General features: G+C 67.7%; 16 protein-coding genes. 15 read left to right on the plus strand and 1 reads right to left on the minus strand.

The window, feature by feature from the left end; genetic code table 11:
- The 8 genes from lptF (at nucleotide 1) to AC3WQR_RS11395 (ending at nucleotide 5,954) form a co-directional block, all read left to right on the plus strand.
- Entirely contained in the window at nucleotides 1-1,143 is a 1,143-nt protein-coding gene (lptF, locus tag AC3WQR_RS11360) for an LPS export ABC transporter permease LptF (protein ID WP_492742086.1), read from the plus strand.
- A complete protein-coding gene (lptG, locus tag AC3WQR_RS11365) occupies nucleotides 1,140-2,246 on the plus strand; it encodes an LPS export ABC transporter permease LptG (protein WP_062470221.1) in 1,107 nt (368 codons plus the stop codon). The genes lptF and lptG overlap by 4 nt, the downstream gene beginning before the upstream one ends.
- Complete coding sequence (locus AC3WQR_RS11370; RefSeq protein ID WP_492742087.1) at nucleotides 2,243-2,614, plus strand: sirohydrochlorin chelatase; 372 nt, start codon at nucleotides 2,243-2,245, stop codon at nucleotides 2,612-2,614. Before lptG ends, AC3WQR_RS11370 begins: the two co-directional genes overlap by 4 nt.
- Before the next feature lie 63 nt (nucleotides 2,615-2,677).
- A complete protein-coding gene (locus AC3WQR_RS11375) occupies nucleotides 2,678-3,619 on the plus strand; it encodes a CysB family HTH-type transcriptional regulator (protein ID WP_062470216.1) in 942 nt (313 codons plus the stop codon).
- Nucleotides 3,620-3,649: 30 nt separating this feature from the next.
- A complete protein-coding gene (locus AC3WQR_RS11380; RefSeq protein ID WP_492742088.1) occupies nucleotides 3,650-4,831 on the plus strand; it encodes a pyridoxal phosphate-dependent aminotransferase in 1,182 nt (393 codons plus the stop codon).
- Between the two features lie 29 nt (nucleotides 4,832-4,860).
- Nucleotides 4,861-5,235 carry a rard protein gene (locus AC3WQR_RS11385; RefSeq protein WP_070060788.1) on the plus strand — a complete coding sequence of 125 codons (375 nt, stop codon included), beginning with the start codon at nucleotides 4,861-4,863 and terminating at the stop codon, nucleotides 5,233-5,235.
- A gap of 11 nt (nucleotides 5,236-5,246) precedes the next feature.
- On the plus strand, nucleotides 5,247-5,696 hold the full coding sequence (locus AC3WQR_RS11390; RefSeq protein ID WP_159276854.1) for a DUF3592 domain-containing protein: 450 nt from the start codon (nucleotides 5,247-5,249) through the stop codon (nucleotides 5,694-5,696).
- 99 nt (nucleotides 5,697-5,795) lie between these two features.
- Nucleotides 5,796-5,954, plus strand: coding sequence for a DUF3309 family protein (locus AC3WQR_RS11395; protein ID WP_070060790.1), 159 nt, complete (start codon nucleotides 5,796-5,798; stop codon nucleotides 5,952-5,954).
- 45 nt (nucleotides 5,955-5,999) lie between these two features.
- On the opposite strand, the gene hrpA is transcribed toward AC3WQR_RS11395, so the two are convergent.
- Nucleotides 6,000-9,965 carry an ATP-dependent RNA helicase HrpA gene (gene hrpA / locus AC3WQR_RS11400; RefSeq protein WP_492742089.1) on the minus strand — a complete coding sequence of 1,322 codons (3,966 nt, stop codon included), beginning with the start codon at nucleotides 9,963-9,965 and terminating at the stop codon, nucleotides 6,000-6,002.
- Nucleotides 9,966-10,314: 349 nt separating this feature from the next.
- On the opposite strand from hrpA, the gene AC3WQR_RS11405 reads away from it, so the two are divergent.
- The 7 genes from AC3WQR_RS11405 (at nucleotide 10,315) to AC3WQR_RS11435 (ending at nucleotide 18,913) form a co-directional block, all read left to right on the plus strand.
- On the plus strand, nucleotides 10,315-12,336 hold the full coding sequence (locus AC3WQR_RS11405; protein WP_492742090.1) for an AAA family ATPase: 2,022 nt from the start codon (nucleotides 10,315-10,317) through the stop codon (nucleotides 12,334-12,336).
- 43 nt (nucleotides 12,337-12,379) lie between these two features.
- Nucleotides 12,380-13,726, plus strand: coding sequence for an amino-acid N-acetyltransferase (gene argA, locus AC3WQR_RS11410; protein WP_062470199.1), 1,347 nt, complete (start codon nucleotides 12,380-12,382; stop codon nucleotides 13,724-13,726).
- Between the two features lie 31 nt (nucleotides 13,727-13,757).
- Nucleotides 13,758-14,405 carry a LysE family translocator gene (locus tag AC3WQR_RS11415; RefSeq protein WP_095745417.1) on the plus strand — a complete coding sequence of 216 codons (648 nt, stop codon included), beginning with the start codon at nucleotides 13,758-13,760 and terminating at the stop codon, nucleotides 14,403-14,405.
- Between the two features lie 121 nt (nucleotides 14,406-14,526).
- Nucleotides 14,527-15,522 carry a DUF3829 domain-containing protein gene (locus tag AC3WQR_RS11420; protein ID WP_492742091.1) on the plus strand — a complete coding sequence of 332 codons (996 nt, stop codon included), beginning with the start codon at nucleotides 14,527-14,529 and terminating at the stop codon, nucleotides 15,520-15,522.
- A 58-nt stretch (nucleotides 15,523-15,580) separates the two neighbouring features.
- Nucleotides 15,581-16,792: a succinyldiaminopimelate transaminase gene (gene dapC / locus AC3WQR_RS11425; protein ID WP_095745419.1), complete on the plus strand. Its 1,212-nt coding sequence runs from the start codon at nucleotides 15,581-15,583 to the stop codon at nucleotides 16,790-16,792.
- Between the two features lie 49 nt (nucleotides 16,793-16,841).
- Complete coding sequence (gene dapD, locus AC3WQR_RS11430; protein ID WP_095745420.1) at nucleotides 16,842-17,675, plus strand: 2,3,4,5-tetrahydropyridine-2,6-dicarboxylate N-succinyltransferase; 834 nt, start codon at nucleotides 16,842-16,844, stop codon at nucleotides 17,673-17,675.
- A gap of 89 nt (nucleotides 17,676-17,764) precedes the next feature.
- Entirely contained in the window at nucleotides 17,765-18,913 is a 1,149-nt protein-coding gene (locus AC3WQR_RS11435; RefSeq protein ID WP_062470184.1) for a PilT/PilU family type 4a pilus ATPase, read from the plus strand.
- Nucleotides 18,914-18,935: the final 22 nt, after the last annotated feature.

Below are 18,935 nucleotides of genomic sequence, written 5' to 3' on the forward strand. Positions count from 1 at the left end.
ATGTTATTCCATTCTTCCCTACGCAAGGAGCTGTCGCGCAGCTTCGGAGCGACCCTCGTCGTCCTGGTCACCATCGTGATGACCATGATGCTCATCCGTACGCTCGGGCTGGCGTCCAAGGGCAGCGTGAACCCGCAGGAGGTCTTCCTCGTGATGGCGTACACGGTGCTCGGCTACATGCCGACCATCCTGAGCCTGAGCCTGTTCATCGCCATCGTCGGCACGCTCTCGCGCATGTACCGCGACAGCGAAATGGTGATCTGGCTCTCCAGCGGGCGCGGCCTGGCCGATTTCGTCCAGCCGCTGTTCCGCTTCGCCTGGCCTGTGCTGCTGCTCATCGCCGCCATGGCGCTGGTGGGCTGGCCCTGGGCCAACTCGCAGACCATCGGCATGCGCCAGCAGTACGAGCAGCGCAGCGACATCGAGCGCGTGACGCCGGGTGAGTTCCGCGAGTCCTCGGGCCGGCTGCGCGTGTTCTTCATCGACAAGGACACGCCCGACGGCGCCACCGCCACCAACGTGTTCATCTGGGCCGTCGAGCGTGGGCTGCAGATCACCACGTCGGCACGCAGCGGCCGCATCGAGGACATCGACAACCACCGCTTCCTGCTGCTGAGCAACGGCCAGCGCCTGGAGCGCCCGCTGTTCACCGAATCGGGCCTGAAGATCAGCGAGTTCAAGACCTACGGCACGCGTGCTGGCGGCAGCTCGAACGCCACCGGCGACAGCACGCCCACGCGCGCGCGCTCCACGCTCTCGCTGCTGCGCGACCGCAGCGATGCCAGCCTGGGCGAGCTGGGCTGGCGCTTCGGCATGCTCTTGGCCGCCATCAACTTCGTGCTGCTGGCGCTGACGGTGTCCAGCGTCAACCCGCGCGTGGGGCGCAGCGGCAACCTGGTTTTTGCGCTGTTCGCCTTCGTCGTCTACTACAACCTGCTGAACCTCGGCCAGAGCTGGATCAGCTCGGGCCGCTACGGCATGGGCTCCTTCATGCTGCTGCTGCATGGCGGCGTCTTCCTCTTCGCCACGGCCTGGCTCACGCTGCGCAACAACAACTGGTCGGCCCGGCGCCAGGCCCGCGCCAGCGCCGCCACGGCCGCCCTGCCGGCCGTACCGCCTTCCCGGATCGACCCGACCTCGTGAAAACCATCCGCCGACTGATCTACGTCGAGGCACTGAAGGCCGTGGCCTTCGTGACGCTCGGCTTCCTGAGCCTGTTCTTCTTCTTCGACTTCGTCGACGAGCTGCAGTCCGTGGGCAAGCCCGAAAGCCTGGCCTACGGCCCGGTGCAGGCGCTGATCTACGTGCTGCTGCTGGTACCCAGCCACCTGTACGAGCTGCTGCCGATCACGGTGCTGATCGGCTGCATCTTCGTGATGGCGCGGCTGGCGCAAAGCTCCGAATACACCATCCTGCGCACCAGCGGTCTGGGCCCGTGGCGCGCGCTGCGCACGCTGCTGCTGCTGGGGCTGGGCTTCGTGGTGCTCACCTTTGCCATCGGCGACTACATCGCGCCGCTGTCGGGACGCACCGGGCAGCTGCTCAAGTCGCGCTACCAGGGCACCTACTCGCTGGTGGGCAACACCGGCGCCTGGCTGAAGGAAAAGCGCGGCGACACGTCGTACGCGGTCAACGTGCTGTCGATTTCGCGCGACGGCTCGCTGCAGAACACGCGCATCTTCGAGTTCGACGGCAACGGCTACGTGAGCAAGCAGCTCATGGCCAAGTCGGCCCGCATCCTCGACGAGAAGTGGGTGCTCTCCGAGGTCGAGCAGCAGGACTACGAAACCCGCACCGCCGACAAGGCCCGCATCACGACCACCCACGTCGAGAAGATGGACTGGCCCACCTCGCTCACCGCCGAAATGGTGTCGGTCGCACTGCTGCGGCCCGACCGCATGAGCACCATCGACCTGTTCGACTACATCCGGCACCTGAACGCCAACGGCCAGACCGCGCAGCGCTACGAGATCGAGTTCTGGCGCAAGGTGTTCTATCCGTTGTCGTGCCTGGTGATGGTGGTGCTCGCCCTGCCCTTCGCCTACCTGCACTTCCGCCAAGCCGGCATCACGACCTACGTGTTCGGCGGCGTGATGATCGGCATCAGCTTCTTCCTGCTGAACAACGTGTTCGGCTACCTGGGCAACCTCAGCAACTGGTCGCCCTGGCTCACGGCGGCGGCGCCGGGGCTGATCTATTCGGTGCTGTCTCTCACAGCCTTCAGCTGGCTGGTCCTGAGGCGATGACCCCGCAGGTGCCGGGCACAGTGCTGCTCGCGCACGGCTCGCGCGACGCGCGCTGGCGCGAGCCCATCGAGGCGGTCGCCGCCCGCATGCGCGAAGACGACCCCGCCGTGCGCGTGCTGTGTGCCTACATGGAACTGGCCACGCCCGACCTGCCGACCGCCGCCGCCGCCCTGATCGCCGACGGCGCCACCGCGGTGCACGTCGTGCCGCTGTTCCTTGGCATGGGCAAGCACGCCCGCGAAGACCTGCCGCTGCAACTGGACGCCCTGCGCAGGCGCTGGCCCGACGTGGCCTTCTCGCTGGCCCCGATCGTGGGTGAATCGCCCGAACTGGTCGCTTTGCTGGCCCGGATTGCCATCAAATCCTGAAGTCCCGGTCATTTTTATAGACTTCAAAGGCATAATGAATTCCGCAATCAGACGGAATTTGATATGAATCTGCACCAGTTCAAGTTTGTTCAGGAAGCCGTGCGGCGCAACCTGAACCTCACCGAGGCGGCCAAGGCGCTCCACACCTCGCAGCCCGGCGTCTCCAAGGCGATCATCGAACTCGAGGAAGAGCTCGGCGTCGAGATCTTCGCCCGCCACGGCAAGCGCCTGAAGCGCATCACCGAACCCGGCCAGCACGTCATCGCGAGCATCGAGCTCATCATGCGCGAGGTGGGCAACCTCAAGCGCATCGGCGAACAGTTCAGCGCGCAGGACAGCGGCACCCTCTCCATCGCCACCACCCACACGCAGGCGCGCTACGTGCTGCCGGTGCCCGTGGCCAACCTGCGCGAGGCCTACCCGAAGGTCAACGTGAGCCTGCACCAGGGCTCGCCCGACCAGGTGGCGCGCATGGTGATCGACGAGATCGCCGAGATCGGCATCGCCACCGAATCGCTCGACGGCTATGCCGAGCTGGTCACGCTGCCTTGCTACGAGTGGCAGCATGTGCTGGTGCTGCCCAAGGACCATCCGCTGGCGGCCAAGGAGCGCGTGTCGCTCGAAGACCTCGCGAGCGAGCCGATCATCACGTACCACCCGTCGTTCACCGGCCGCACGCGCATCGACCATGCGTTTGCGCAGAAAAAGCTCACGCCGCGCATCGCGCTCGAGGCCATCGATTCCGACGTGATCAAGACCTACGTGCGCCTGGGCCTGGGCGTGGGCATCGTGGCCGAGATGGCCGTGCGCGACGAGTCGAACGCCGACCTCGTGGTGCGCCCGATGGGCCATGTGTTCGGCCAGAACATCGCGCGCGTTGCCTTCAAGCGCAGCGCCTACCTGCGCAACTTCGTCTTCAAGTTCGCCGAGCTGCTCTCCGACCGCCTCGACCGCAACCTGATCGCGAAGGCCCTGAGCGGCCATCAACAAGACTACGAACTCTGACCTTTCGCTTTTCCCCCGCGACGACCGACCATGAGCACCGCCACCCCTTCGTCTTCTCCCCGCACGCCCGAGATCACCACCAAGCTGCCGGCTGTCGGCACCACCATCTTCACCGTGATGTCCACGCTCGCGGCCGAGAAGAACGCCGTGAACCTCGGCCAGGGCTTCCCCGATTTCCACTGCGATCCGAAGCTGCTCGAAGACGTGACCGCCGCCATGGCGGCTGGCCACAACCAGTACCCGCCGATGCCGGGCATTCCGTCGCTGCGCGACGCCATCGCCGCCAAGATCGAAGCGCTCTACGGCCGCAGCTACAGCGCCGCGACCGAGATCACGGTCACGGCCGGCGCCACGCAGGCGATCATCACCGCCATCCTGGCCCTCGTGCGCCCCGGCGACGAAGTGATCGTGCTGGAGCCCTGCTACGACAGCTACGTGCCCAACATCGACCTGGCCGGTGGCAAGGTCGTGCGCGTGCCGCTCGTGCCCGGCACCTTCCGCCCCGACTTCGACAAGATCGCCGCCGCGCTCACGCCGAAGACGCGCGCGATCATCATCAACACGCCGCACAACCCGAGCGCCACGGTCTGGACCGAGGCCGAGATGCGCCAACTCGAAGACCTGCTCGCGCCCACCGACGTGTTCGTGATCAGCGACGAGGTCTACGAACACATGGTGTTCGACGACGCACGCCATGAAAGCGTGGCGCGCTTCCCCGGCCTGGCGGCGCGCAGCTTCATTGTCAGCAGCTTCGGCAAGACCTACCACGTCACCGGCTGGAAGGTCGGCTTCGTGGCCGCGCCCGCGCCGCTGATGGCCGAGTTCCGCAAGGTGCACCAGTTCAACGTGTTCACCGTGAACACGCCGATGCAGCACGCGCTGGCGCAGTACATGGCGCGGCCCGAGCCCTACCTGGAGCTGCCCGCCTTCTACCAGCGCAAGCGCGACCTGTTCGCGGCCGGCCTGGCCGAGAAGACCCGCTTCAAGCTGCTGCGCAGCGAAGGCAGCTACTTCCAGTGCGTGGACATCTCGGCCGTGAGCGACCTGTCGGAGGCCGACTTCTGCCTCTGGCTCACGCGCGAGATCGGCGTGGCGGCGATCCCGCTGTCGGCCTTCTACGGCGACGGCTTCGACCAGCGCGTGGTGCGCTTCTGCTTCGCCAAGAAGGACGAGACGCTGCTCGCCGCGCTCGACCGCCTCGCGAAGCTCTGACACCGGCGGCCACGCTCCGGGGGGCAGCGATGACGATGAACCGGCCGCGCTGGATCCTGCTGGCCCTGGCCCTCTCGTTCCTCGTGGTGGGCATCGCCGACGCGTTCCTGCCGCCGCTGCGCGGCAAGGACTACACCGCGCTGGACGTGGCGCATGTGTTCCTCATCTCGGCGCTGTGCTACACGTGGTGCCGGGCCGATGGCCTCGCGCGCGGCGTGCCCGCGCCTGGTCGCGCGGCGCTGCTCGCAGGCATCTTTCCGCTGCTGGGCATTCCGGTCTATCTCTTTCGCACGCGCCCCTGGCGACGGGCCTTGCTGGCCACGCTGGGGGCCGTGGGCTTCCTGGTGTCGAGCCTGGTGCTGGCAGCCGTGGGCACCTTGTCGGTCGAGTGGATGCGCAACTGAAGGCCACCCCAATGAACCCCACCCGCCTCATCACGCGCATCTTCACGCTCGTCGGCGCGCTCATGCTCGTCGGCGGCTGGCTGCTCTACCAGAACACCACGAAGTTCATCGCATCGGCCGGCAAGGCGCAGGGCGAGGTGATCGCGTTGCAGTCCGCGGGAAGTTCGAGCCGCAGCAATTCGCCGACGTGGCGCCCGCTGGTGCGCTTCACCCTGCCGTCGGGCGCGATCGTCGAGTTCTCGCCGTCGAGCAGCAGCAACCCGCCGGCCTACGACAAGGGCGAAGTCGTCGGCGTGTTCTTCAACCCCGCGAACCCGCAGGACGCCCGGCTCGACGGCTTCTTCGACCTGTGGGGCGGCGCCGCCATCGTCGGCGGTCTGGGCGCCATCTTCCTGGCGGTGGGCGTGGCCATGCACTTCCTGCTGGCAGGCGCACCGGTAAAGCGCCGACGCCCACGGTAGGACAGTCCTGACCGCGTCAGGGGCGGCTCTCCGGCGCTCGCGGCGCCCCGGGACGATGAGCATGGAGGCTCGTGACAACAACGTCCCAGGAGAAAAAACATGTCCCTCTCGTTCATTCTGCTGATCGTCCTGATCCTGCTGCTGATCGGCGCGCTGCCGAGCTGGGGTTACAGCCGGTCCTGGGGCTACGGGCCCAGCGGCGGCCTCGGGCTCGTGGTGCTGATCCTGGTGATCCTCGTGCTCATGGGCCGCATATAGCGCCCGCGCCATCATGAAAAAAGCCCGCGTCGCCGCGGGCTTTTTTTACGCCTGAAGCTGCGCCCAGGCCTTGTCCAGCCGCTTCACGCTCACCGGTTGCGGCGTGCGCAGTTCCTGCGCGAAGAAGCTCACGCGCAGCTCCTCGAGCAGCCAGCGGAATTCGAGCATGCGCTCGTCCACCACGCCCTTGCGCTCGGCCACGAGGCGCCAGTAGCGCTGTTCCTGCGGCTTCAGCTCGGCCAGCTTGGCCGTGTCGCGCGCGGGGTCGGCGCGCAGCTTGTCCAGGCGCAGCACGATGGCCTTGAGGTAGCGCGCGAAGTGCTGCAGCTGCGTCCACGGCGCATCGGCGATGAAGCGCTTGCCCACGAGCTTCTGCAGCTGCTGCGCCGCGTCCTGCACCGCCTCGGGCTGGACCTTCGTGTCCTTGATCTTGCGCGCGGCGGCCGCGTACTCCACGAGGATGACGCCCGCGAGCCGCGCCACCTCGTTGGCGATCAGCGTGAGCCGCCCGCGCCCTTCTTCGAGCCGCTTCTTGAAGGCGAACTCGTCGGTCGGCAGCGGCTCCTGCAGGAAGGCGCGGTCGATCGCCACGTCGATGATCTGCGTGCGCAGTTCTTCCGAGGTGCCCAGCGGCATGTAGGCCACCGACATCTTCTGCAGGTCGGGGATGTTCTTCTCGAGGTACTTGAGCGCGTCCTTCAGCTGCAGCGCGAACAGGCGACGCAGGCCCGCGCGGTGCTTGGCGGCGGCCACGGCGGGCTCGTCGAACACCTCGATGGTCACGGCATCGCCCTCGTCGCGCAGCGCCGGGAAGCCGATGAGCGACTGCGAACCGCGCCGCACTTCCATCAGCTCGGGCAGCTCGCCGAAGGTCCAGCTCGTGTAGCGCTGGCCGGCGGGCAGCGTGGGGGCAGCCTTCTCGGGCGCAGCGCTCTTCGCGGGGGCCTGGCCCCCGTTCGCAGGCGCAGCCTTGGGCGCCGGCGACGCCTTCACGTTGAGCCCTGCGAGCGCCTGGAATGCACCGCGCGCCTGCGCGCCCAGTTCCGCCTTCAGTGCGCCGAGGTTGCGACCCATGCCCAGCTGGCGTCCGTGCTCGTCGACGATGCGCAGGTTCATGAACAGGTGCGGCGCGAGCATGTCGAGCTTGAAGTCGGCGCGCTTCACGTCGATGCTCGTGAGATCGCGCACACGCTTGAGCAGCACGTCGGTGAGCGAGCCGGTACCGAAGAGTTCGGGCGCCGACAGCTCCTCCGCCAGCTTCGTGGCCGACTCGGGCAGCGGCACCAGCCGCGAGCGCGGGCGCTGCGGCAGGCTCTTGAGCAGCGCCTGGATCTTGTCCTTGAGCATGCCCGTCACCAGCCACTCGCAGCGCTCTTCGTTCACCTGGTTGAGCACGAACAGCGGCACGCTGACCGTGAGGCCGTCTTTCGCGTCGCCCGGTTCGTGCAGGTAGCTCGCGGCGCAATCGACACCACCGAGCCGCAGTGTCGGCGGGAACGACTGCGTGGTGATGCCGGCCGCCTGGTGGCGCATCAGCTCGTCGCGCGTGAGGTACAGCAGGCGCGGCTGGTCTTTCGAGGCGTGGCGGTACCAGTTCTCGAAGGTGATGCCGCTGGCCACGTCGGCCGGCAGTTGCGCGTCGTAGAAGGCGAAGATCAGTTCGTCGTCGACCAGCACGTCCTGCCGGCGCGCCTTGTGCTCCAGGCCTTCGACCTCGCGCACCAGCTTGCGGTTGGCCGTGAGGAACGGGAACTTGCTTTCCCATTGCCCGCCAACCAGCGCTTCGCGGATGAAGATCTCGCGCGCCGACACCGGATCGACCTTGGTGAAATCGACGCGCCGCCCGCTGTAGACCACGAGGCCGTACAGCGTCGCGCGCTCCAGCGCCGAGACCTGCGCGCCCTTCTTCTCCCAGTGCGGATCGAGCAGCTGCTTCTTCAGCAGATGCTCCGCCACCTGTTCGAGCCACTGCGGTTCGATGTTGGCGATGCCGCGCCCGAACAGCCGCGTGGTCTCGACCAGTTCAGCCGCGACGATCCAGCGCCCCGGCTTCTTCTTCAGGTGCGCGCCGGGGTGCTTGTAGAACTTGATGCCGCGCGCGCCGAGGTAGGCCTCGTCGTCCTCGAGCTTCCAGCCCACGTTGCCCAGCAGGCCCGCGAGCATCGACAGGTGCAGCGGCTCGTAGCCGGCCGGCGTGGCGTTGATGCGCCACTTGTGCTCGGTGACCACCGTGAGCAGCTGCGAATGGATGTCGCGCCATTCGCGCACGCGGCGGATGTTGATGAAGTTCTGGCGCAGCAGCTGCTCGTACTGGCGGTTGCTGAGCTTGTGCGTGTCGCCGTGGCCGCCGCGCGCATCGGCGATCCACTTCCACAGCCGCAGGTAGCCGCTGAACTCGCTCTTCTCGTCGTCGAATTTCGAATGCGCTTGGTCGGCCTGCTGCTGCGCGTCCATCGGCCGGTCGCGCACGTCCTGCACGCTGAGGGCCGAAGCGATGATGAGCACTTCTTCCAGCGCGCCGCGCGTGCGGGCTTCCAGGATCATGCGGCCCACGCGCGGATCGAGCGGCAGCTTGGCCAGCTCGGCGCCGGTGGCCGTGAGCTCGTTGGCGTCGTCGACCGCGCCGAGTTCATTCAGCAGTTGGTAGCCATCGGCAATCGCGCGCGGCGACGGCGCTTCGAGGAACGGGAAGCGCGCCACATCGCCCAGTCGCAGCGACTTCATGCGCAGGATCACGCCCGCAAGCGACGAGCGCAGGATTTCCGGGTCGGTGAAACGCGGACGGCCCGCAAAGTCCTTCTCGTCGTACAGACGGATGCAGATGCCGTTCGCCACGCGCCCGCATCGGCCCGCGCGCTGGTTGGCCGCGGCCTGGCTGATCGGCTCGACCAGCAGCTGCTCGACCTTGCTGCGGAAGCTGTAGCGCTTGACGCGCGCCGTGCCGGTGTCGATCACGTAGCGGATGCCCGGCACGGTGAGCGAGGTCTCGGCCACGTTGGTGGCCAGCACGATGCGTCGGCCGTGGTGGCTTTCGAAGATGCGGTCCTGCTCGGGGCCCGAGAGCCGGGCGAACAGCGGCAGCACCTCGGCATTGCGGAACAGCGGCTGGTGGCTGACGTGGCGGCGCAGGTGATCGGCCGCCTCGCGGATTTCGCGTTCGCCGGGCAGGAAGATCAGGATGTCGCCCGCGTTGTGCGGGTCGCGCCAGAGTTCGTCGACCGCATCCGCGATGGCGTCGTTCAGGTCGTGTTCGCGCGACTCTTCGAACGGGCGGTAGCGCTGCTCGACGGGGAAGGTGCGGCCCGACACCATGATCGTCGGCGCGGGGCCCTTGGCCGAAGCGAAGTGCTGCGCGAAGCGGTCGGCATCGATGGTGGCCGAGGTGACGATGATCTTCAGGTCGGGCCGGCGCGGAAGGATCTCGCGCAGGTAGCCCAGCAGGAAGTCGATGTTCAGCGAGCGCTCGTGGGCCTCGTCGATGATGAGCGTGTCGTAGGCCTTGAGCAGCGGATCGGTCTGCGTCTCGGCCAGCAGGATGCCGTCGGTCATCAGCTTCACCGACGCGTCGCGGCTCAGGCGATCCTGAAAACGCACCTTGAAGCCGACCACGTCGCCCAGCGGCGTCTTCAGCTCTTCGGCGATGCGCTTGGCGACCGAACTCGCGGCAATGCGTCGCGGCTGCGTGTGGCCGATGAGGCGGCCCTTGCCGGGTTCGGCATTGAGCTTGCCGCGCCCGAGCGCCAGCGCGATCTTCGGCAGCTGCGTGGTCTTGCCCGAGCCCGTTTCGCCGCAGACGATCACGACCTGGTGCGCCGCAATGGCGGCCATGATCTCCTCGCGCCGGCCGGAGACCGGGAGCGATTCGGGAAACTCGATGCGCAGGGGAGCGGGAGGTGTGAGGGTCGTCAAGGCAAGGCAGTCGTCGGTCGTTGCGCGCGGCGGCAGGCGGGCAAACCGCCAATTATCGCGGGGCCCCGGCGCTGTTGCATGGCATCCACAGCGAGGCCGCATGCAGCAGGTGGCGCAGAAAATTTCGTAAAGACTCTTTACTCTACCGCATGCCGCCGCTACGATCGCGGCCATGACCTCCTTCCTTGCCCCCCTTTCGATGCGCATCCGCTGCGCAAGCCGCGTCCTTGCACGCGGCGGGGTCAAGGCGACCCGCCCGGCCTGACGAAGCCCGCGCGCCGGCTTCAGCTTCCTTCGCGGAACTGAACGCCCTGTGCTCGCGCTTCACAGACTGAAGCGCGCCAGCCTGACCCGCACAGCGCCTGCACCACCGCCCTCCTCGCATCTCGCGTGGAGAAGCGGCCGCATTCCTGTTTCCGTGTCCCGAATCATTCGAAGAAAAAAGAACCTCATGTCGCATCCAGACATTTCCCGTGACCTGCACACCACGCTGGCCGAGCGCACGCGCCACCTGCAAGCCATTGCCCATTCGCTGAAGGCCGAGCTGTTCGGCATCGACGAGATCATCGATCGCGTGATCGATTCGCTGCGCGCCTGGTACGTGCTGCCGCAGCTCATCAGCCGCCCGGTCGTCATCTGCCTGTGGGGCCTGACCGGCACCGGCAAAACGCAGCTCGTGCGGCGCCTGGCGCAGCACCTGGGCTTCTACGACCGCTTCATCGAAGTGCAGATGGACGGCTTCAGCCACGGCTCGGGCCACCGCACTGCCGGCTCGATCTCGGCCATGCTGGCCGAGTCGGGCATCGCCGAGGGCGCGCCCGGCATCCTCGTGCTCGACGAGTTCCAGCGTTTTCGCACCGTGGACGCCAGCGGCAAGGAAGCGCGCGTGGAGCGCTACCAGGACGTGTGGGCGCTGCTCTCGGACGGCCGCCTGCCGCCGTCGCTGTCGGTGCTCAGCGAGATCGAGTCGTCGCTGGCCTGGGCCGAGTACGACCAGGACCGCCGCACCGATGACGACGATGAAGACGAAGAGGACGACGGCGCCAAGGCTGGCAAGGCCAAGCGCAAGCGCCGCCTGCAGCTCTCGCCCTGGGAAGCGCAGGAGTTCAAGCGCTGCCTGAAGCTGCGCGAGTCGCTGCTCGAAATCATGACCTGGAAGCCCGACGAGATCCAGGCGCGGCTGCGCGCCTTCCGCGCCTCGCAGGACAACTGGGAGACCGACTATTCGAAGCTGCTGGTCTTCGTCTCGGGCAACCTCGACGAGATGTACGCCGAGACCGCCAAGCGGGTGGAAGACTGCGACACCGACGCCGACATCTTCCACGCGCTGACGAAGAAGCTCTCGCTCATCGACGTGAAGAAGGCGCTGGCCGAGCGCTTCAAGCCGGAGCAGGTCGCGCGGCTGGGCAACAACCACGTGATCTACCCCTCGTTCAGCCGCGCCACCTACGTGCGCCTGATCCTGTCGATCTGCGACCGCTACGTGAGCGAGATCCAGGAAAGCTCGGGCGTGCGCTTCGTGCTCGACGCGAGCGTGTACGAGCAGATCTACGCCAACGCCGTGTTCCCGGCGCAGGGCACGCGGCCGCTGTTCTCGTCGATCCACGCGATCCTGAGCGCGACGCTGGTCAATGCCGCGCTGTGGGCGCTCGAACAGGGCGCGCACGGCAGCGAGCCCGTGTGGTTGATGCTCGACCCCGGCGAGGTCACGCCCGGCGGCCCGCGCCTGGTCGCGCGCTTCCGGCTGGCGCGGCGCGAGTTCCCGGTGGCGCTGGAGCTGAACCGGCTCAAGCAGCGCGCCAACGCCGACTTCCGCGCGCTGCTCGCGGTGCACGAAGCCGGCCACGGCCTGGTGTACGCCCTGCTCTTCGGCCGCGCGCCGCAGGAGATCCGCATCAACGTGGCCTCGTTCGAGGGTGGCTACAACAGCTACGTGAAGCGCAAGGCGTGGTCCAAGCGCAACCTGCTCGACAGCGTGTGCGTGAGCCTGGCCGGCCGCGCGGCCGAGCGGCTGGTGTTCGGCGAATCGGGCTGCACCACCGGCGCCGAGCGCGACCTGGCGCAGGCGACCGCCACGGCAGCGCGCCACGTGCGCCACCTGGGCTTCGGCACCCGCTGGAGCCGCACCGACGTGACGACCGATTCGAACGACAACCTGAACACCGACGTGGCCGCCACCAACCGCGAGATCGAGGCCATCCTGGCGCGCGAACACACCCGCGCGCTGGGCCTGCTCGAAGCGCACGCCACCGCCTTCATGGCGGTGGTCGATGCGCTGATGGCGCAGGGTTCGATCGCGCCGGACGAGCTCGCCGGACTGCTCGGCCTGCCGCTGGCACCGGCCGCGCCGGCGGGTGCGGCCGAGGCGGCGGTGGAGCCGCTGGACGCCTACGCCGACCAGCTCGAGGCCTTCAAGGCCCGCGGCACGCCCGCCGCGGCCGGGGCCGGCCGGCTGCTGCGCGCCCTGGCATGACGCGCTGCACCAAAACCTTGCCAAGAATGCACAATCACGCCCCATGTCCACCGTCTTCAATTTCACCTTCGTGCCGTGGTTCCGCTCGGTCGCGCCCTACATCCACACGCACCGCGGCAAGACCTTCGTGGTCGCGCTGGCGGGCGAGGCCATCGCGGCGGGCAAGCTGCAGAACATCGCGCAGGACCTGGCCCTGATCCAGAGCATGGGCGTCAAGATCGTGCTGGTGCACGGCTTCCGCCCGCAGGTCAACGAGCAGCTGGCGGCCAAGGGCCACGAGGCGAAGTACTCGCACGGCATCCGCATCACCGACGCCGTGGCGCTCGACTCGGCGCAGGAGGCCGCGGGCCAGCTGCGCTACGAGATCGAGGCCGCCTTCAGCCAGGGCCTGCCCAACACGCCCATGGCCGGCTCGACGGTGCGCGTGATCTCGGGCAACTTCATCACCGCGCGCCCGGTGGGCGTGGTCGACGGGGTGGACTTCAAGCATTCGGGCCTGGTGCGCAAGGTGGACGCGGCCGGCATCCGCCGCACGCTCGACTTCGGCGCGATGGTGCTCATGTCGCCCTTTGGCTTCTCGCCGACCGGCGAGGCCTTCAACCTGACGATGGAAGAAGTGGCGACCAGCGTGGCCATCTCGATCCAGGCCGACAAGCTGATCTTCCTGACCGAAGTGCCGGGCATCCGCGTGGACAGCGAACTGCCCGAGAGCGAGGACAACCCGATCGACACCGAACTGCCGCTGGCCGCCGCCGAGAAGCTGCTGGCCTCGCTGCCGCCCGCGCAGAAGCCGACCGACACCGCCTTCTACCTGCAGCACTGCGTGAAGGCCTGCAAGGGCGGCGTGGAGCGCAATCACATCCTTCCGTTCGCGCTCGACGGTTCGCTGCTGCTCGAGATCTACGTGCACGACGGCGTCGGCACCATGGTGATCGACGAGAAGCTCGAGAGCCTGCGCGAAGCCACGGTGGACGACATCGGCGGCATCCTGCAGCTCATCGAGCCCTTCGAGCGCGACGGCACGCTGGTCAAGCGCGACCGCACCGAGATCGAGCGCGACGTGGGCCACTACACGGTGATCGAGCACGACGGCGTGATCTTCGGCTGCGCGGCGCTGTACCCGTACCCCGAGGCGAAAACCGCCGAGATGGCCGCGCTCACGGTGTCGCCGCAGTCGCAGTCGCAGGGCGACGGCGAACGCATCCTCAAGCGCATCGAGCACCGCGCCAAGGCCATGGGCCTGGAAAGCATCTTCGTGCTCACCACGGTCACGATGCACTGGTTCCTCAAGCGCGGCTTCCAGCAGGTCAACCCCGACTGGCTGCCCGAGGCGCGCAAGCGCAAGTACAACTGGGACCGCAAGAGCCAGGTGCTGGTCAAGAAGATCTGAAGAAGAAACCCATCCGAAGAAAGACGCCCCGATGACGCTCGCCACCGCCCTGCTGTTCGCCATCGTGGCCTTCGCCGCCATCGCCACGCCCGGCCCCACGGTGCTGCTGGCGCTCAGCAACGGTTCGCGCCACGGCGTGCGCCGGGCGCTGCCGGGCATGCTCGGCGCGGTGCTGTCCGACTTCGTGCTGGTCGGCGCCGTGGCACTCGGCCTGGGCGCGCTGCTGGCGGCTTCGGAGTTCTGGTTCTCGATGCTGAAGTGGGTCGGCGCGGTCTACCTCGCCTGGCTCGGGCTGCGCATGCTGCGCTCCCAGGGCGGTTTCCAGCTGCCGAGCGCGGACGCCGCGGCCACCGTCACGGCGGTCGAAAGCCGGCGCATCTTCTTCAAGTCGTTCCTCGTGGCGGTGACCAACCCCAAGGGCTACATCTTCTGTTCGGCGCTGCTGCCGCAGTTCATCGACCCGGCCGCCGCGCAGGCGCCGCAGTACCTGATCATTGCGCTGATCTTCGCGGGGCTGGACATGGCGGTGATGCTGGCCTACGCCTTCGTCGGCGCCCGCGCGATCCGGCTGCTCACGGTGTCGGCCACGCGCTGGATCGACCGCGCCTGCGGCGGCATGCTGCTGGCGCTGGCAGGCTCGCTCGCTTTCTACCGGCGCAGCGCGGCCACCGCCGTCTGACCCATCCCGCCCCCTCGACCGCTGTCCTCAGGCAGCGGCGCTCCTTCCCACGATGTTTTTCCGGCAAGCCGCCGTCCCGCGGCCTGCCCGTGCTGTTTTTTTCAATGGAGGAAATGAAAGAATGAAGAACTACCAAGCCCTGCTGGGTGCCACCCTCGTCGCCGTGTCGGCGCTCGTCGCGGGCTGCGGCGACAAGACGGACAAGACCACCCCGCCCGCTTCCGCCGAAGCCAAGCCCGCCGCCCCGGCCGGCAACGACCAGCAGCAGCTCGTCGAGAAGTACAACCTCTACGTCGACGTCTCGAACAACCTGCGCACCTCGTTCCAGGAAGCCCGCGAAAGCTACGTGACCGGCCAGGTGCCGCTGCTGCAGGCCAAGGCGCCGCTCACCAGCCTGCGCATCCAGAACGACATCCTGGTCGACCGCTCGGCGAAGAAGCTCGATGCCGCCGCCGCCATCGCCGCGCCGCTGCCCGAGATCGACGAATCGGCCAAGGCCTTCTCGGCCGCGCTCAAGATGCTGTCGCCCCTGAGCCGCGAGCTGAACGACTACGCCAATTCCAAGGGCTACCTCGCCGACAACGGCGACAAGGCACGCCAAATGAGCGCCGACTACCTGGCCGCGCTCACCACCGTCGCGCAGGCCGAAGCGGCCTTCGACAAGGGCCTGAGCGCCCGCGACCGGGCGCTCACCAGGGAAGCCTTCGAGAAGGCGCCCAAGGACACCGCCGCCTACTACCGCGCCGGCCTGATCTACCACGGCAAGCTCAACCACGCCGACGCCATGGCGCTGTTCGCCGCGCCCAACGACCCGCAGGCGCTGGCCGCCTTCGAGGCCTCGCTGGCGCTGGTGGCCGACTCGGCCGCAGGCTGGAGCAAGAAAACCAGCGAGCAGTCGACCCAGAACGGCAAGAGCTGCAGCGGCGGCATGCTGCAGATCAACGAGTTCATCGGCCAGTCGCGCTCGGTGATCAAGGACGCCAAAGACGGCGTGTTCAAGCGCAAGGAAACCGGTGCGATGGCCCGCATGGGCCGCTCGGCCATCGTCGACGCGGCCAACCGCTACAACCAGAACTTCGCCAACATGATCGGCCAGTTCAACCGCCCGCTTTGCTGAGCGGGCCAAGGGGCGCGGGGCGTGCGGGCCGCCCTGCCCGTCGCCGATAATCCGGGGCATGAATCCCTTGCTTGCCAAATTGCAGCCGTACCCGTTCGAGCGGCTGAAGCAGCTGTTCGCGGGCGTCACGCCCGCCCCCGAATTCGCCCCCATCAGCCTGGGCATCGGCGAGCCCAAGCACGCCACGCCGGCCTTCATCAAGGACGCCCTGAGCGCCGGCCTCGGCGCCCTTGCCGCCTACCCGGCCACCGCCGGCGAGCTGAAACTGCGCACCGCCTTCACCCATTGGCTGCATCGCCGCTACAGCCTGACGCTCGACCCGGCCACCCAGGTGCTGCCGGTCAACGGCTCGCGCGAGGCGCTGTTCTCGCTCGCCCAGACCGTGGTCGACGCCAGCGCCCAGCCGAAGCCGGTGGTGATGTCGCCCAACCCGTTCTATCAAATCTACGAGGGCGCGGCCCTGCTCTCGGGCGCCGAGCCGTACTACGTGCCCAGCGTGCCCGCGCGCAACTTCGCCGTCGACTGGGACAGCGTGCCCGACGACGTCTGGGCCCGCACCCAGCTCGTGTTCGTCTGCTCGCCGGGCAATCCCACGGGCGCGGTGATGTCTCTGGACGAGTGGAAGAAGCTCTTCGCGCTGTCCGACCGCCACGGCTTCGTGATCGCCGCCGACGAGTGCTACAGCGAGATCTACTTCCGCGACGAGCCCCCGCTGAGCGGCCTGGAAGCCTCGATGAAGCTCGGCCGGCCCGACTTCAAGAACCTGATCGCGCTCACTTCGCTTTCGAAGCGCAGCAACGTGCCCGGCCTGCGCAGCGGCTTCGTGGCCGGCGACGCGGCCCTCATCAAGGGCTTCTTGCTCTACCGCACGTATCACGGCAGCGCCATGAGCGGCGCCGTGGCCGCCGCCAGCATCGCGGCCTGGGGCGACGAGTCGCACGTGGTCGACAACCGCGCCCAGTACCGCGCCAAGTTCGCCGCCGTCACGCCGCTGCTCGAACCCGTGCTCGACGTGCGCCTGCCCGACGCCAGCTTCTACCTCTGGGCCGGCGTGCCCGAAGTGTGGGCTGGCGACGACGAAGCCTTCGCCCGCGCGCTCTACGCTCAATACAATGTCACGGTTCTGCCGGGGAGCTATCTGGCGCGCGACACCGACCACAGCGCCAACCCGGGCCGCGGTCGCATCCGCATGGCGCTGGTGGCCGAAACGGCCGAGTGCGTCGAGGCCGCCCAGCGCATCGTCCGGTTCGTCAAAGACGGCCGCCGCTGACCCCCGTCGCCCCGCGTCCCTGCCCCCTTTTTCACCCGAGACTCTCTCCATGACACAGCAACTGCAACAAATCATCGACGCCGCGTGGGAAGACCGCGCCAACATCTCGATCACCGCCGCCCCCGCCGAAGTGCGTGACGCCGTCGAGCACGTGATCACCGAGCTGAACAACGGCAAGCTGCGCGTCGCCACCCGCCAGGGCGTGGGCCAGTGGACCGTGCACCAGTGGATCAAGAAGGCCGTGCTGCTGTCGTTCCGCCTGAAGGACAACGAGCAGATCCAGGCCGGTTCGCTGGGCTTCTACGACAAGGTGCCGACCAAGTTCTCGCACCTGTCGGCCGCCGAGCTGAAGGAATCGGGCGTGCGCATCGTGCCGCCGGCCGTGGCCCGCCGCGGCAGCTTCATCGCCAAGGGCGCGATCCTGATGCCCTCGTACGTGAACATCGGCGCCTACGTGGGCGAAGGCTCCATGGTCGACACCTGGGCCACCGTCGGTTCGTGCGCGCAGGTCGGTGCCAACGTGCACCTGTCGGGCGGCGTGGGCCTGGGCGGCGTGCTCGAGCCGCTGCAAGCCAACCCGACCATCATCGAAGACAACTGCTTCATCGGCGCGCGCTCCGAAGTCGTCGAAGGCGTGATCGTCGAAGAGAACTCGGTGCTGGGCATGGGCGTGTACCTGGGCCAGAGCACCCCGATCTTCAACCGCGACACCGGCGAGATCTCGTACGGCCGCGTGCCCGCCGGCAGCGTGGTCATCAGCGGCAGCCTGCCCAAGAAGACCAAGTCGGGCCAGGACTACAGCACCTACGCTGCAGTCATCGTGAAGACGGTCGACGCGCAGACGCGTTCGAAGACCAGCCTGAACGACCTGCTGCGCGACTAAAAAACGCACCCACCACCGGCCGCCTGCTTCACCGCGCGGCCGGTCCGCTTCTTCCCCTGAGAAAAAAACAGCACCGAGGAGAGAGACCGATGAACATGATGGAACGGATTCTTCGTTTGATGGCCGAGCGCAAGGCCTCCGACATCTACCTCTCGGCCCACTCCCCGGTGATGATCCGCATCAACGGCAACTGCCTGCCCATCAATGCGCAGGTGCTGCCCCCGACCGCGCCGCTGGCGCTGCTGTCGGAAGTGGTGCCCGAAGCCCGCATCCAGGAACTGGAAAACACGGGCGAACTCAACATGGCCGTCGCCCTCGAAGGCGCCGGCAACTACCGCATCAGCGCCATGCGCCAGCGCGGCAGCTACGCCGTGGTGGTGCGGCACATCGCCTCGGTCATCCCCAGCTTCGACGACCTGAACCTGCCCGACATCCTGAAGTCGCTCATCATGGAAAAGCGCGGGCTGATCCTGATGGTGGGCGCCACCGGCGCGGGCAAGACGACCACGCTGGCCTCGATGCTCGACTACCGCAACGAGCACGCCAGCGGCCACATCCTCACGGTCGAAGAGCCGATCGAGTTCACCTACACCAACAAGAAATCGCTGGTGAACCAGCGCGACGTGGGCAGCGACACCACCTCGCTGCAGGTGGCCCTGAAGAACGCACTGCGCCAGGCGCCCGACGTGATCCAGATCGGCGAAATCCGCGACCGCGACACCATGACGGCCGCCATCGCCTACGCGCAGTCGGGCCACCTGTGCGTGGCCACGCTGCACGCCAACAACAGCTACCGCGCGCTCAACCGCATCCTGAGCTTCTTCCCGGTCGAGGTGCGCCCCACCCTGCTGGGCGACCTGGGCTCGGCGCTGCGCGCCGTGGTGTCGCAGCGCCTGCTGCGCACGCCGGCCGGCGGGCGCGTGCCCGCGCTCGAAGTGATGCTGAACACCGCACTGGTGGCCGACCTGATCGAAAAGGGCGACTTCTCCGGCGTCAAGGAAGCCATGGAGCAGTCGATGGCCGAAGGCTCGCAGACCTTCGAGGAAGACATCGCCCGCCTCATCACCGAGGAGCGCGTGACCCGCGAAGAAGGCTTGGCCAACGCCGATTCGCCCACCAACCTGATGTGGCGCCTGCAAAACCGCGACGCGCCCAAGAAGCAGGCCGAGGATCGCGACCTGACCGACCAGCTCGACGAACCGACTTTCACCGACATCACGCTAGACGTGAAGTTCTGACCGCCCCTTAATCCCCGCTCCC

Source organism: Variovorax sp. FW305-3-2-15-B-LB1 (genome assembly GCF_058787635.1).